The sequence below is a fragment of the Arthrobacter sp. V1I9 genome, assembly GCF_030817075.1.
Lineage (GTDB): Bacteria > Actinomycetota > Actinomycetes > Actinomycetales > Micrococcaceae > Arthrobacter.
Window position 1 is genome coordinate 3927361 of record NZ_JAUSYU010000001.1, and the last position, 13551, is coordinate 3940911.

Consider the following 13551-nt stretch of genomic DNA (forward strand, 5'->3'; position numbering starts at 1 on the left):
GGCCGGTGTCCCGCCCGTCACAGGGCTACCGCCTGGTCTTCCCGTGTGAGGGCGGTGCCGGTGCCGGGGTGGTACTGCAGGACATGGGCAGGCTGGACGTAGACGGTGGTTTCCGTGCCGGGCCCGGGGTGGGCTGCGCCGTCCTCCCGGACCAGCAGACGGATGTCCGCGCCATGGCTCCGCACCACGTACCGGCTGTGGAGGCCGTGGTAGGTGCGGGAGATCACCGTCCCGGGAAGTCCGACGGCGCCGCTCCCGTCCGCCGCAGGGCTCAGGGACGCCTTTTCCACCCGGAGATAGGAATTGGCATCCGTGCTGAGCCCTGCCCCGGCGAGCCGGTTCAGCTCCGCTACGAACTCCGGTGTCAATGCGGAGCTGTCCCCGATGAAGTTGCACACGAACTCGGTGGCCGAGTGATCGTAGATCTCCTGCGGGGTGCCCACCTGTTCCACCACGCCCTTGTTGAAAACAGCCACGCGGTCGCTCATCGCCAGTGCCTCGTCCTGGTCGTGCGTGACATAGACGGTGGTGATGCCAAATTGGCTCTGCAGGTCCTTGAGTTGCTGCCGCAGCTGGTGCCGGAGCTTGGCGTCCAGGTTGGACAGGGGCTCATCCAGCAGCAGGATCTTGGGCCGCAGCACCAGTGCACGCGCTACTGCCACCCTTTGCTGTTGACCTCCGGACAGCTCTGCCACGTTCTTCGACAGCTGCTCATCGCTGAGCTCCACTCGCCCTGCGATGTCGCGGACCAGGCGGTCGCTGTCCGCCGGTTTCTCCTTCCGCACCCGCAGCCCGAACGCGATGTTCTCCCACACGCTCATGCTGGGGAACAGGGCATAGTTCTGGAACACCATGCCCACCTGCCTCTTGTCGCTCGGAAGCCGCGTCACATCCTTGCCGTCCACATGGACACTCCCCCCGGAAGGCTGGATAAAGCCCGCCAGGGTGCGGAGCGCCGTCGTCTTCCCGCACCCTGACGGACCCAGCAGGGTGAAGAACTCTCCGGGCTGGACGTGCAGGTCCAGGTGCGGGATGGCGGTGAAGTCACCAAAGGTCACTTTGATGTTGTCCAAGCGGATCATGGCAAACCTGTCTGGGAAGCGGGTGGGATGGCGGGTAAGCGGGTCCTATGTCATGTACTCGAGCTCGATCTTCTCCACCCAGGCGCCCATGTTCTCCTGGACAAATTCCCAGTCGATGTCCTGCTGCTTGAGGTCTGCGAAGAAGGCCACCACCTCCGGGTTGGCTTCTGCTTCGGCAGCCTTGTTCACCGGCATGGAGTTGAACTTCTTGGCAAACTCGCCCTGCATCTTGGCGCTGCCGAACCAGTCGATGAACTTCTGCGCCTGCTCCTTCTTTTCGGTGCCCTTCACCAAGGCGATCTGCTCCACGGCTAGCGGTACTCCGACGGAGGGAATCACGGTTTCAACGTTGACGCCGAAGGACTTTTCCCGCTCGGCGATGATCGAGGACGGCATCTGTCCCATGTCCACTTCACCGGAGGCGATGCGGGCAAAAAGGTCTGTTTTGGCGACGGCGGGGCTTCCGTTCTGGAAGTACTGCTCAACCTGCTTCCAGCCTTCATCTGAAATGCCGAGATCGCCGGCGTCATCCCGGTAGCGGCTTAGGATGCCGGCGAAGACCAGCTGCGCCGTGGCAGTACCCAGGCCGGTGACGCGCTCGTAGCGGTCCTTGAGCTCGTCCTTTGTCCACAGGTCCGTCCAGTCCTGCGGGGCGGCGTCCTTGGAAAGCTTGTCCGAGTTGTAGCCCAGGAGGATGGCCTGCTTGACCAGCGGCCAATAGGTCTCGCCGTCACCCAGTTCCTTGTCCACTTCGCCGGCCCAGGCAGGCTCATACGGCTCGAGGGCGTTTTGGGCCTTAACCTGCGAGAAGTACATGTTGTTCAGGCCGAAAGCCACGTCGGCGATGGGGTTGTTCTTTTCCGCGATCAGCTTGTTGGTGGCGTCTGCGCCGCCGGCACCCACAATCTCGATCTTGTAGCCCGCCTCGGCGGCCTTTTGGGTCCACCACTCGCCGCGGCCTTCGCCGTTGGAGTTGGTGTAGACAACAAGGGTCTCCCCTGAACCGCCTGCCGGTGCCGACGAGGCGTCACCGGAGGCCGCTGGTGTTGCTGTACCTCCGCCGCCACATCCGGCGAGGAGGGTGGCGGCGACGGCCGCGGCAACCAAAGTCTGGAATTTACGCACGATCAGGACTCATTTCTGGACTGGAATCGGAGCATGTCCGGCCAGCCTATAGCCGGGCAAGCCAAAAGTCGGGCTGTCTTGCTATCGATTCGATAAACAGCCGGGCTGTCCACTCTGGTCCAGTTGCAGGAACGGCTGGTGCCGCCTACGTGAACGAAAGGTAAATGCTGCAGCTGCCGCGCCGCCGTCGGCCGTCCCTGCTCTGTGGCGATACCTGCCCTGAGTCCTGCTCCGCCGTCAGTCCTGCTGGAGTGTGTCTGTCAGGTGATGCGTCGGGATCCGGTCCCGGTCGTAGGTGATGTCGGTGTAGCCGTGGGGCTCCGGCTTGCCTGAAGGGCTCAGGTTCACAAAAACAATCTCTTCGATGGTGAGGATGCTTTGCCGCGTGATCATGTTCCGGACCTCGGCGCGCATGGTCAAGGACGTCCGGCCGAACCGGGTGGCGGTCAGGCCCATCTCGATCAGGTCGCCCTGGACCGCAGAGCTGACGAAGTTGATTTCCGAGATGTACTTGGTGACGGCGCGTCCATTGCCGAGCTGGAGGATGGCGTAGATCGCCGCTTCCTCATCAATCCATTTCAGCAGGCTGCCGCCGAAAAGGGTGCCGTTGGCATTGAGATCCTCAGGCCGGACCCACTTTCGGGTGCGGAAGGTGATGTCTGCTGATTCCATAGGCCCGAGGTTAGCCGGGCGGCGCCGGCAGCACCGAGTGTGACGGTTTCGTCCACACGTCCCGGTCGCGCCCGCACTACGCCATGGCAGTGTGGGCAGCGCTGCGGGCGTTGATGCTCTTGGCGTAGCAGTAGGAGTGCTTCACGCCGGCGTAGGCACCGAAGTTCGGAACGGGCTCGAAGCCGGAGTTCTCGTAAAAGTTCCGCCCGTCGGGCTGGGCGGAACCGGCTTCCGCCTTGATCCGGGCGATCCCCTGCTTGAAGGCCTCCGCTTCCAGGGCTGCCAGGATGGAGCTGGCTACGCCTGACCCCCGTGTGTAGGGGAGAACGTACAGGCGCTTTATCTCTGCTGTCATGTCATCCAGGAGCCGCAAGCCGCCGCAGCCAACAGGCTGACCGGATCCCTTGTCATACGCCACCAGGAACACAGCGCAGTCAGCGTCCGACGGCGGGCTGCCGGGTTCATGGTCAGGGGTACCAAAGCGGGCATCGAGTTCGGCCTGTTGCGCGCGGCGCAGGTCCGCGCCCACCGGGTTGGACCAGGCAACCTGCCGGATGTTCAGGCGCGGGTTGGTTTGCATGTCTGCCTCGATTCGCCGAAGGGATATGCACACCTAGCGTAGAAGGGTGGGGTTACGCTCTTGTTTCTGCCCGGTAAGCGCTGGGAGAACGCCTAATTCCAACTCGCTTGGTTGTCTAGATACATGCTGGACTAGAATGTTTTTATGGGTTCAACCGGTAATGAAGGCTCTGGCTATTGGTATGGGCCGGACGGGCAGCTGGAGTACAGCGCGGCAGTCCTGAAGTCCCTGCGGGACTATCGTGCTGCTGAGACGGCCGTACGGAGGTCCACCCGCGACTCCATGGGCATGGGCGAGACGGACATCCTCGCCCTGCGCTACCTCCTGCGAATGCAGGCCTCCGGTAAGGCGACGGCGCCGAAGGACCTGAGTCAATTCCTCGGGATTACCAGCGCGTCCACCACTTCGCTGATTGACAGGCTGGTGGGCAGCGGCCACGTACGGCGTGAGGCCCACCCAACGGACCGCCGCTCCGTGGTGGTGGTGCCAACAGTGGAATCCGATAAGGAAGTCCGGGTGACCCTGGGGGCGATGCACCGGCGCATGATGGCGGTTGCGGAAGAGCTGACTGCTGACGAGGCGCATATCGTGATCGGTTTCCTGCAACGGATGACTGATGCCCTTGCGGACGTTGATAAAGGGCACGAGCAGAAGTAACTAGCGGGACTAGCTAGATGGGCTAGTAATATGTATGCTTACGATCGGTCTTGGAAAATTCCCTCAGCTGGAGTCGTGAGTGTCTTGGTAACTTTTACAGAGCTTGGCGCCCCTGCAGCCTTGTCCAACAAGGCTTCGCAGGACAGCGCGGAGGATGCGGACGGCGCCGCCGTGCACTGCGGAACGGCCATGGAACTGGTGACGCCTGCTGTGGGGCCGGCCGCCGTCGGTTACAGCTTCGAGCCGGACGGCGGCGGGCCTGTCCAGCTGCCTCCGGTTTGGCGCTGCGGCTGCGGGTTTCAGCTCGACGCCTGGTTTTTCTCGCCTTACGCTTCCCCTGACCTGGGTGCTGGTCCGGGAGCGGTGCATACTGCGGCCCTCTCCGCATGACTTCCACCGCCGCGGCACCGCAGCATCGCGGTGCTGGCCTTCCTTCCCGGGAGGTGGTGGTGGCTGGCCGTTACGAGCTCAAAGAACGCTTGGGCCGGGGCTCGCTGGCAGAGGTGTTCCGCGCTGCCGACCTTGAGGGTGGTCCTGATGTTGCCGTCAAGGTGGCCGTTGGCGACTCGGAACAGCACTTCGAGCGGATCCGTAATGAAGCCGCCGTCCTGGCAGGAATGAACCACCCCTCCATCATCAGATTCATCAGCCGGTCCATCATCCCTGCCGCGACCCCCCTCGCCGGCCGTCCGTTCCTTGTTGAAGAACTGGCGCTCGGCGCAAGCCTGGCCGCGGCAACCCGCACCGGCCTGCCCCGCCCCGGTGACGTTGCCGGCTGGGCCCGCGGCCTCTTCGGAGCGCTTGCCCACCTGCATGGACAGGGGCTTGTCCACCGGGACATTAAGCCCGCCAACCTGATGCTCAGCGGCCTGCGACGGAGTCCGGTGCGCATCATCGATTTCGGCATTGCGGTTGCTGCCGGTGCGGCTCCCGAGCCAGGCATTTCGTCCGGAACGGTGCACTACATGAGCCCCGAGCAGGCTTCGGGCGGACCAGCCCAGGCTTCCTGGGACGTCTACGCCATGGGTCTGGTCCTGCTGGAGCTTCTCACAGGCGCCAGGGCCTTTCCCGGCACAGCCATAGAATCCCTGGTAGCCAGGACACTGCGGAGTCCCGAAATCCCGGAGTCCCTGGGGCCGGGATGGTGCACCTTTCTCAGCGCGCTGACCGCAATGGACAGCGCTGCGCGGCCGACGGCGGATGAGGCGGCAGTTATGGCAGAGAGGCTTGTACCTCCGGCAGACCAGCAGACCAACAGCGCCTGCCGGAGAATGGCGGTCTTCCCGGCCCGCCGGATCAGGCAGCTGGTTTAGGGCTCCGCCACATTCCGTCCCATCGGGTCCTCCGCGGTCGGATCGGCAAGTGCCAGTCCGCCCACCGGGCTGCCGTCCCAATGGATCAGCCGCCACCCGCTGTCCGGATCACCCTCCAATGCGACGATCCCGGTATTGGCCAGCACATGCTTCGCAGCGAACTCGTGGTCTGCGTCCTGGGCCCGGCGTCCGGCCCACGTGCGGATGGCTGCACCATGGCTGATGACTGCTGCCGTTGCCTGCTCCCCGGACGTACGTTCGAGAACGCGGGCAATGGCGGCATCAAACCGCTCGAAGAAATCATGGCCGTCCGGCCCGGCAGGCATCCGCCGGTCAAGATCCCCGGCTGCCCAGGAAATCACTGTCCCCATGTACCGCTTGTGCGATTCGTGGTCCGTCAGCTTTTCCAGTGACCCGGCTTCGATTTCATGAAGGCCGTCCATCACTTCGACGTCAAGGCTGTGCAGCCGGCCCAGCGGCCCCGCGGTGATCTGCGTTCGCACCAGCGTGGAGGCATAAAGTGCCTCGATTGGTTCGTTGGCCAGCGAACGGGCCAAGGCCTCCGCCTGCCGCTCACCCAGCTCGGTGAGTCCGGGACCTGGGTGGGCGGTGTCCAGTTGTCCGAGCACGTTGCCCGGGGTTTGCCCGTGGCGGATCAGGAGCAGCTTCATGCCTCCAGTTTCGCACTTTGAGGCGGGCCGCCTGCTGGGCCACGAGGAAGGGGGGGAAGAAGGCGCCGGGCCTTGTCAGCCCGGCGCCGTCGTCGTACTTCTACCTCAGGTGGTCCACCAGCTGGTCCGCGATGCCGGTGTACTTGCCGGGCGTCAGCGCCAGGAGCCGCGCTTCGGCTTCGGGGGAAAGGCCAAGGCCCTGGACGAATTCCTGCATGCGGGCTGCGTCCACCCGCTGTCCTCGGGTAAGGTCCTTGAGCCGCTCGTAGGGGTTGTCCATGCCTTCGACCCCGGCAATTGCCTCGGCGCGCATGACCATCTGGATCGCTTCACCCAGGACTTCCCAGTTGGTCTCCAGGTCCCCGGCCAGGACGTCCTCCGCAACGTCCAGCCGCTCCAGGCCCTTGGCCACGTTGGAAATGGCCAGCAGCGAGTGGCCGAACGCCACACCGATGTTGCGCTGGCTCGAGGAGTCGGTGAGGTCGCGCTGCCAGCGTGAAGTGACCAGCGTGGAGCCCAGCACGTCCAGCAGCCCGGAGGAGATCTCCAGGTTCGCCTCGGCATTTTCGAAGCGGATGGGGTTTACCTTGTGCGGCATGGTGGAGGATCCGGTGGCGCCGGCAACCGGGATCTGGGCGAAGTAGCCGATGGAGATGTAGCTCCAGATGTCCGTGCAGACGTTGTGCAGGATGCGGTTGAAGCGCGCGACGTCTGCATAGAGTTCCGCCTGCCAGTCGTGGCTTTCGATCTGCGTGGTCAGCGGATTCCAGCTCAATCCCAGGGCTTCCACGAAGGATCTGGACACCTGCTGCCAGTCGGCGCCGGGAACGGATGCAACGTGGGCCGCGTAGGTGCCGGTGGCGCCGTTGATCTTGCCCAGGTATTCGGTTTTCTCGATCCGGTCCAGCTGCCGCGTCAGGCGGTGCGCGATGACCGCTAGTTCCTTGCCGAGGGTGGTTGGAGTGGCGGGCTGTCCGTGGGTGCGGGACAGCATGGGGACGGCGCGGTTGTCCAGGGCCATCTTGCTGATCTGGGCCACGAGTGCGCGCGCCGACGGAAGCCACACGTCCTCCACAGCGCCCTTGACACCCAGCGCGTAGGAGAGGTTGTTGATGTCCTCGGAGGTGCAGCCGAAGTGCACCATGGCCGTGAGGTTTTCGATGCCAATGGCCGGGAGGCGGCGGCCGATGTAGTACTCCACGGCCTTGACGTCGTGGACCGTTACGGCTTCGATGTCGGCCAGTTCCGCCACTGAATTGCTGTCGAACTCGGTGACGATGGCGCGCAACTGGTCCTGCTGCCGGGCCGTCAGGGGACCGGCGCCCGGAAGGACGTTGTTGCCGGTCAGGTGGATGAGCCATTCAACTTCCCACTGCCACACGGTCGCGGTTGAGCGCGGCTTCCGACAAATAATCCACCAGCGGGGCGACGGCGGACTGGTAGCGGCCGTCCAACGGGCCGAGCGCGATTTTTTCCGGGGACGCGGCGAGGGCCAGGCGTCCTGAGGGCGTACGGGTGTCAGCTGTGGCGGCGGTTTCAGGCATGTGCTGATTCTTTCATGAACTCCCGCGGCGGCTTTAGCCCTTCCCGGGACGTTACTTGTCCACATAGGTGACGGCGGTGGTAGGGCCGGTGGGCTGTCCTCCGTAGCGTTCATTCCAGGCAAGGGCGTGTTGGCCGGCGCCGTGGGTGCAGGCTGCTTCTGGAGAGGGAACAGTGATGGGAAACCAACTGGCAGGGGTGGATTTGCAGCAGGACATGCTGCGCGCTTCGCAAGTGGAGCAGTTGGCGGGCCGCATAGCATTCTGCGTTGGCCGCGGAGAGGAGGTGCTGGCCGGCTTCCGGGATGTTCAGTTGCTGGAATGGGAGTCACCGGCCGGCCGTGCTTACCGCGACACGGTTTCACTGCAGTCTGCCGCCTTGCGGCGTGCGCTGGAAGCGCTGATTGAAGCAAAGGCTGCTGTGGAGCGGCATGCCCGCGAGACCTTTACCGCTGGCTGCGCCTATCCGGGCAGCTTCTGATGGCCGAGGTTGTGCCGTCGGGCAGCGGCCCGATCAGAGTGTTCAGTCCTCCCGATGACGGGATCCTCACCATCCGCGGCGGCGTGGGCGGCATAAGCTTCCAGCTGGAAGAGTTGGCAGCGGGCGCGAAGAAGCTGGATGACCTGGCGGGCGCACTCTCCGAGCTGGAGGTTGAAGTCCGACGGATTTGGGAGGACCTGGTTCCCTTCCAAAACCTGCCCCGCTGGTCCGGGACCGTGGCCCTGGGCTCGGTGGGTGAGTCCGGGCGGAGTGTCCAGGCAGTGCGCACCGAGCTGCAGCGAATCAGCGGCCAGGTCCGCGCCTGCACGGAGGAGTACGAAGTGGCTGAGGCCTTTGCGGCCACGACCCGCACGGTTGGCATCTGGGATTTGGGAACTAAGCTGGAAAGTCACGCGGACTTCTGGAGGACAGGCGTCCTTAGCAGACAAGCACTTGAGGACATGACCACAGGTGTGGGGCCGGCCACCCCCATCCTCACGGCCCTGGTGGAAGGTGCATTTCCAGGAATGCGGCCCCGCCCGCTTGAGGTCCGGCGGGAGGAACGTATTCCCATCGATCTTGATCCTTCTCCTGCCGGGCTGCTTGCGCGGATCCAACTCATTGATGAACGCGGCGGCGGCTTCGTTGAAGTCATCGAGATCGAGAACGGAGGGCAAAAGGTCTACGTGGTGGTGATTCCCGGCACGCAACTCGACGGTGTGGACGAGAATCCATTTGGCCTGAACGGGATAGTGGAAGGAGTAGGAAACGCTTCTGCAAACGTCAATGTGGCCATACGGGAGGCACTGAAGGAAGCCGGCGCCGAGAGAGGAGCCCCGGTTGTGGGTGTCGGCTACAGCCAGGGAGGCATACACGCCATGAATCTGGCAGCGAACGAGGACTTTTAGGATGAATACAACCTGAAGTACGTGTTGACCGCGGGATCGCCGGTCGCGGGAATCACGCCGGGTTCGGACGTCAGCACGCTCCACTTGGAGCATCGAGCCGACTGGGTACCCGGCACCGACGGCGCAGCCAACCGGGACACCAAAAACCAGGTCACGGCGACAATGACCAATGACCTGTACCTTCAGACGGGAGAGCGCGTCGGAATCGGTCCCGGCCACCAGCTTGCCGGTTACCAGGACGGTGCCCGGCTCGTTTCAGCGAGCAACGATCCCTCGCTGGTGGCATCCACGGCCGCGTTGGGCGCTGTGATTGGAGCGGGCGGCGCAGCCACTGCCACCCGTTTCTCCCTCACCCGGGCCACGACTCCCGGGCAAAGTCTCCACACGGCAGACACCCGCAGGCAGGAGCGCGAATATGGCGGACGGTAGCGAGGGCTGGCGTGGAACTCCGCGCAGCGCGGTGAAGCCCGGCGCAGCGCCACAAGTTCCCAGCTACCGCCGGGTTCCGGTAATGCGCCCCGCAACCAGCGAGATCAGGGTGATGATGATGGCAGCCAGAATGGCAGTCCAAAAGAAGGAGTCAATGGTGAATCGAACCGGGGTGTAGCTGCTGATCCAGGATGTCAGGTAAAGCATCGCCGCATTGATGACGATAGTGAACAGGCCGAGGGTCAGGATGGTGATTGGCAGCGCGAGGAGACTCACCAGCGGGCGGACCAAGGCGTTCACCAAACCGAAGATAACGCCGATGAACAGGTAGGCGAGAACGATTCCGATGGTGTCCGTCCCCTGCGTCACACCGGTTTTTGCCACTGCATCGGTGGCTGCGGAGCTGGAGATCTCCAGCCCTGGCAGTATCCAGCTCGCCACCCAGAGGGCAAGGCCGTTGATCAGTACCCGCGCAATCAGTCGCATAGGCCAATGGTTGCACACGTCCCTGAGCGTCCTTGCAGGGTTTTCGGCCCTACCGCTGGCCTCTTTTGCCTGTTTGGCCCGAGACGGGACCAGCAGGTCCCGAGATGACTTCCAAGGTAAGAGGCTGTCAAAAATCAACTAAACCCTTGACAGTTAGAAACCGGTTTCCCGTAGTTGAGAAATCGCTTTCTGCAGATGCCGTCCGTTTCCACGGGCCGGCACCGAAGCGTGGTTCATTCCAATGGAGGAAGAGAGATCATGCGTCAAAAGATGCCATTAGTGCCCATATCGGTCGCGGCGGCCATCGCCGTATCCCTGGTCGCAGTCCCTGCCCATTCGTCAGCAGCTCCCTCGCCACAAGCGGATCCAACTGCCCAGACCGCCCGCCAGGTTCTTGAACGCCAGGTACTCGCACCCAATGACGGCTGGGCAGCCCTGGGAGCCGGCACCACCGGCGGCTCGGCCGCAGCGGATGACCGGATTTACGACGTCTCCAACAAGGGACAGCTTCTCGCAGCCCTCGCCACCGGCAGCGAACCCAAAATCATCAGGGTCCACGGGGACATTGCGGCCAACGCCAGCGCGGACGGCTCACCGATCAGCTGTGAAGACTACGCCAGCGGTACCGGTTACTCACTCGCCCAGTACCTTTACGACTTCGACCCGGTCCGGTACGGAACTGCGAAGGAGCCGGAGGGCCCACAGGAGAACGCCCGGCGGCTGGCGGCATCCAAGCAGGCCGCCGCAATCCGGTGGGACATCCCCAGCAACACCACCATCGTGGGTGCCGACCCGGACAGCAGCATCACGGGTGCAGCCCTGAGGGTCAATGGCGCCGAAAACGTCATCGTCCGGAACCTCGCGGTTCGGGACGCCGCCGACTGCTTCCCGTCGTGGGACCCCACGGACGGTGCCACCGGTAACTGGAACAGCGAGTATGACCTGCTGCAGATCATCAACGGCTCAAAGCACGTCTGGGTGGACCACTCACACTTCACCGATGAGCCCAACCTGGACAGCGCCCAGCCCAGCTACTTCGGCAGGCCGTACCAGGTCCATGACGGAGCAGTGGACGTCACCAACGGCTCGGACCTGGTGACGATGTCCTACAACCGGTTCTCGGAGCACGACAAACTCCTGCTCATCGGGTCCACGGACTCCACCAACCGGGGAGATGCCGGTAAGCTGCGGGTCACCATCCACCACAACGTATTCGAGAACGTCGGACAGCGGGCACCCCGCGTCCGCTACGGCCAGGTGGATGTTTACAACAACCACTTCAAAACCACCACCGATTCGGAAATCCCGTACGGGTACACCTTCGGTACCGGCGTTGAATCCCACCTGTACGCCGAGGCCAATGCCTTCACCCTCCCGGCGGACATTCCGGCGGAGTCCCTGATCTCCTACTTCAAGGGGAAGGTCATCAGCACCAGCGGAAATGCGGTCAACGGCAAGATCGTTGACCTTCGCGCAGCCTATAACGCTGCCGCGCCTGCTGACAGGCAGTTGGGTGCCGACGGTACCTGGACACCAGTGCTGCGGACGCACGTAAACGCAGCCCAGGCCGTTCCCGCCCTCCTGGCGGACGCCGTCGGGCCCGTCTTCGCGGCGGGGGATGCTCGCTGATGCGCCGTTTCGAACCCAGCCGCCGCTCGATGCTGGCGGCAGTGGCCGCAGGAGCCCTCACTGCTGCCGCAGGGCTCGCGGGGCCCGGGGCTACGCGCTCCGAGGCCACGGACGGGTCCGCAGCGGTACCACCGCAGGGCCGCACCAGGCCAATAATCTTCGTGGTGGGCGATTCCACGTCCTCCGCTTACCAGCACTCGGAACGTCCACGGGCCGGCTGGGGGCAGGCGCTCCCGTTGCTGGTAGGGCCACAGGCCGACGTTTTCGACTACGCGTGGTCCGGCGCTTCGTCCAAGAGCTTCGCGGACGCCGGCCTGCTGGACGAGGTGGTGGCCCTCCTCCAGCCTGGCGACTACCTGCTCATCTCCTTCGGGCACAACGACGAAAAGGTTGAAGACCCGGCCAGGGGCACCGACCCGCAGACCACCTTCAAGGAGTATTTGCAGAAGTACATCGATGGTGCCGAGGGCCGGGGCGCGAAGGCTGTACTGATAACCCCGGTGGAACGCCGCCGGTTCAGCGCCCTTGGAGTCGCCCAGGACTCCCATGGTGCGTACCCCCAGGCAGTGCGGGAACTCGCAGCTGCCACCGGCACCCCGCTTGTGGACCTCACCGCGTCCTCCAAGGGCCTCTGGCAGAAGCTCGGCGCCGAGGGAACCAAGTCGCACTTCCTGTATGCCTCGCCGGGCCAGTATCCGCAGTATCCGCAAGGCGTGACAGATAATACGCATTTCCAGGCGGAAGGGGCCCTGGCCGTGGCCCGGCTGGTTGCCTCGGAACTCCGGTCACAACAGACACTGCCGCCTGGGTACTTACAGCACCTCGACGCCAGACTGGACGCCATCGCCGGCATCTACTGGCCAAGCGAACGGCCCGTGGATAGGCCCGCTATTGTCAGCGTGGGCAAGGGGCAGGCGTTCCCGACGGTGCAGGCGGCCATCGACGCGGTGCCCGAAGGCAGCACCCGCCGGACCCACATCCGGATCCAGCCAGGCATCTACCGGGAGGCCATCAGGGTGCCGGCCAGCAAGCCCAGAATCTCGTTTTTGGGGCAGGGGGAGAGGGCGAAGGATGTTGTGTTGGTTTACAACAACGCCTCCGGCACGCCCAAGCCAGATGGCACCGGACCCTATGGCACGGGTGGAAGTGCCAGCGTACGGATTGACGGGCCGGACTTTAGGGCCGCAAACCTCACGTTCAGCAACGACTTTGACGAGGCCGCCAACCAGGACATGAAGAACCGGCAGGCAGTGGCACTCTTCCTGACGGGAGACCGTGCAGTTCTGAGCAACGTCCGGTGCCTGGGCAACCAGGACACGCTGCTGGTTGATTCACCGTCCCGCGGCGTACAGGCGCGGTTCTTCTTCCGCGACTGCTATATCGAAGGCGACGTGGACTTCATCTTCGGCCGGGGCACGGCGGTCTTCTCCGGAACCGAAGTCCGCTCCCTGGACCGCGGATCAAGCAGCAACAACGGCTACGTTTCGGCCGGCAGCCTGAATATTGGAATCAAGCACGGGTTCCTGTTCACGGGCTGCCGCTTTGTGTCCGACGCTGCACCGGGATCCGTCCACCTCGGCCGGCCCTGGCACCCCAGCGGTGACGTGGACGCCATCGCCCAGGTGCTGATCCGGGATTCGTGGCTGGATGCGCACATTTCCAGCGTTCCGTGGACAGACATGAGCGGGTTTTCCTGGCGGGAAGCCCGGTTCCACGAGTTCAACAACAACGGCCCCGGGTCCCGTGTCACCGCCGGCAGGCCGCAGCTTGAACCGGCACTGGCGAAGGAGTTCACCGTGGAGGCCTACCTCCACGGAACCGACGGCTGGGCTCCCCAGCTGGCGGGCACCCGGGCAGACAGCACCCCGCGGGTGTAGGGAGGCCCTGGCTGGCAAGATGGAAGGAACAGGTGGGTGGACGGGTGCAGTGCCCGTCCACCCACCACCGGCCCAGTGCGTGCCGTGGAGCGCAGTTCGC

The 13551-nt window shown here is 64.1% G+C and carries 14 protein-coding genes and 1 pseudogene; 8 read left to right on the top strand and 7 right to left on the bottom strand.

Going from position 1 to position 13551, the window contains the following annotated elements; translation table 11 throughout:
* Positions 1 to 17: 17 nt before the first annotated feature.
* The 4 genes from QFZ70_RS18335 to QFZ70_RS18350 all read right to left on the bottom strand — a co-directional run bounded on the left by QFZ70_RS18335 (position 18) and on the right by QFZ70_RS18350 (position 3459).
* Positions 18 to 1082 carry an ABC transporter ATP-binding protein gene (locus QFZ70_RS18335; protein WP_307097641.1) on the bottom strand — a complete coding sequence of 355 codons (1065 nt, stop codon included), beginning with the start codon at positions 1080 to 1082 and terminating at the stop codon, positions 18 to 20.
* A 45-nt stretch (positions 1083 to 1127) separates the two neighbouring features.
* Positions 1128 to 2207: an extracellular solute-binding protein gene (locus QFZ70_RS18340; RefSeq protein ID WP_307097643.1), complete on the bottom strand. Its 1080-nt coding sequence runs from the start codon at positions 2205 to 2207 to the stop codon at positions 1128 to 1130.
* 237 nt (positions 2208 to 2444) lie between these two features.
* Entirely contained in the window at positions 2445 to 2879 is a 435-nt protein-coding gene (locus QFZ70_RS18345; RefSeq protein WP_307097645.1) for an acyl-CoA thioesterase, read from the bottom strand.
* Positions 2880 to 2955: 76 nt separating this feature from the next.
* Entirely contained in the window at positions 2956 to 3459 is a 504-nt protein-coding gene (locus QFZ70_RS18350; RefSeq protein ID WP_307097646.1) for a GNAT family N-acetyltransferase, read from the bottom strand.
* 144 nt (positions 3460 to 3603) lie between these two features.
* Here QFZ70_RS18350 and QFZ70_RS18355 point away from each other — a divergent pair, with 144 nt between their 5' ends.
* The 3 genes from QFZ70_RS18355 to QFZ70_RS18365 all read left to right on the top strand — a co-directional run bounded on the left by QFZ70_RS18355 (position 3604) and on the right by QFZ70_RS18365 (position 5429).
* Positions 3604 to 4116: a MarR family winged helix-turn-helix transcriptional regulator gene (locus QFZ70_RS18355; protein WP_307097648.1), complete on the top strand. Its 513-nt coding sequence runs from the start codon at positions 3604 to 3606 to the stop codon at positions 4114 to 4116.
* Positions 4117 to 4191: 75 nt separating this feature from the next.
* Positions 4192 to 4506 carry a hypothetical protein gene (locus tag QFZ70_RS18360; RefSeq protein ID WP_307097650.1) on the top strand — a complete coding sequence of 105 codons (315 nt, stop codon included), beginning with the start codon at positions 4192 to 4194 and terminating at the stop codon, positions 4504 to 4506.
* Positions 4503 to 5429: a serine/threonine-protein kinase gene (locus QFZ70_RS18365; protein ID WP_307097652.1), complete on the top strand. Its 927-nt coding sequence runs from the start codon at positions 4503 to 4505 to the stop codon at positions 5427 to 5429. Before QFZ70_RS18360 ends, QFZ70_RS18365 begins: the two co-directional genes overlap by 4 nt.
* Here the strand turns inward: QFZ70_RS18365 and QFZ70_RS18370 are convergent.
* Together QFZ70_RS18370 and purB are read right to left on the bottom strand one after the other, a co-directional pair.
* Entirely contained in the window at positions 5426 to 6100 is a 675-nt protein-coding gene (locus tag QFZ70_RS18370) for a histidine phosphatase family protein (RefSeq protein ID WP_307097654.1), read from the bottom strand. The genes QFZ70_RS18365 and QFZ70_RS18370 overlap by 4 nt on opposite strands.
* A 100-nt stretch (positions 6101 to 6200) precedes the next feature.
* Positions 6201 to 7644: pseudogene (purB, locus tag QFZ70_RS18375) on the bottom strand (adenylosuccinate lyase).
* Positions 7645 to 7819: 175 nt separating this feature from the next.
* On the opposite strand from purB, the gene QFZ70_RS18380 reads away from it, so the two are divergent.
* From QFZ70_RS18380 to QFZ70_RS18390, 3 genes are read left to right on the top strand one after another with little or no spacing between them, the layout of a single operon-like run.
* Positions 7820 to 8122 (top strand): hypothetical protein, encoded by a 303-nt coding sequence (locus QFZ70_RS18380; RefSeq protein WP_307097655.1) that lies wholly within the window; start codon positions 7820 to 7822, stop codon positions 8120 to 8122.
* A complete protein-coding gene (locus tag QFZ70_RS18385; protein WP_307097656.1) occupies positions 8122 to 9030 on the top strand; it encodes a hypothetical protein in 909 nt (302 codons plus the stop codon). Before QFZ70_RS18380 ends, QFZ70_RS18385 begins: the two co-directional genes overlap by 1 nt.
* Positions 9031 to 9051: 21 nt before the next feature.
* Positions 9052 to 9459, top strand: coding sequence for a hypothetical protein (locus tag QFZ70_RS18390; protein WP_307097657.1), 408 nt, complete (start codon positions 9052 to 9054; stop codon positions 9457 to 9459).
* A gap of 63 nt (positions 9460 to 9522) precedes the next feature.
* Here QFZ70_RS18390 and QFZ70_RS18395 read toward each other — a convergent pair whose 3' ends face one another.
* Positions 9523 to 9945, bottom strand: a complete 423-nt coding sequence (locus QFZ70_RS18395; protein WP_307097658.1) for a phage holin family protein — start codon at positions 9943 to 9945, stop codon at positions 9523 to 9525.
* Between the two features lie 270 nt (positions 9946 to 10215).
* Between QFZ70_RS18395 and QFZ70_RS18400 the strand changes: the two genes are divergently transcribed.
* Complete coding sequence (locus QFZ70_RS18400; RefSeq protein ID WP_307097943.1) at positions 10216 to 11574, top strand: polysaccharide lyase family 1 protein; 1359 nt, start codon at positions 10216 to 10218, stop codon at positions 11572 to 11574.
* Positions 11574 to 13451, top strand: coding sequence for a pectinesterase family protein (locus tag QFZ70_RS18405; RefSeq protein WP_307097659.1), 1878 nt, complete (start codon positions 11574 to 11576; stop codon positions 13449 to 13451). The genes QFZ70_RS18400 and QFZ70_RS18405 overlap by 1 nt, the downstream gene beginning before the upstream one ends.
* Positions 13452 to 13551: the final 100 nt, after the last annotated feature.

Coding starts and splice junctions, on each gene's coding strand:
- QFZ70_RS18335 (WP_307097641.1), bottom strand. CDS start 1,082: ATGATCCGCTTGGACAACATCAAAGTGACCTTTGGTGACTTCACCGCC.
- QFZ70_RS18345 (WP_307097645.1), bottom strand. CDS start 2,879: ATGGAATCAGCAGACATCACCTTCCGCACCCGAAAGTGGGTCCGGCCT.
- QFZ70_RS18350 (WP_307097646.1), bottom strand. CDS start 3,459: ATGCAAACCAACCCGCGCCTGAACATCCGGCAGGTTGCCTGGTCCAAC.
- QFZ70_RS18355 (WP_307097648.1), top strand. CDS start 3,604: ATGGGTTCAACCGGTAATGAAGGCTCTGGCTATTGGTATGGGCCGGAC.
- QFZ70_RS18365 (WP_307097652.1), top strand. CDS start 4,503: ATGACTTCCACCGCCGCGGCACCGCAGCATCGCGGTGCTGGCCTTCCT.
- QFZ70_RS18370 (WP_307097654.1), bottom strand. CDS start 6,100: ATGAAGCTGCTCCTGATCCGCCACGGGCAAACCCCGGGCAACGTGCTC.
- QFZ70_RS18380 (WP_307097655.1), top strand. CDS start 7,820: ATGGGAAACCAACTGGCAGGGGTGGATTTGCAGCAGGACATGCTGCGC.
- QFZ70_RS18385 (WP_307097656.1), top strand. CDS start 8,122: ATGGCCGAGGTTGTGCCGTCGGGCAGCGGCCCGATCAGAGTGTTCAGT.
- QFZ70_RS18395 (WP_307097658.1), bottom strand. CDS start 9,945: ATGCGACTGATTGCGCGGGTACTGATCAACGGCCTTGCCCTCTGGGTG.
- QFZ70_RS18400 (WP_307097943.1), top strand. CDS start 10,216: ATGCCATTAGTGCCCATATCGGTCGCGGCGGCCATCGCCGTATCCCTG.
- QFZ70_RS18405 (WP_307097659.1), top strand. CDS start 11,574: ATGCGCCGTTTCGAACCCAGCCGCCGCTCGATGCTGGCGGCAGTGGCC.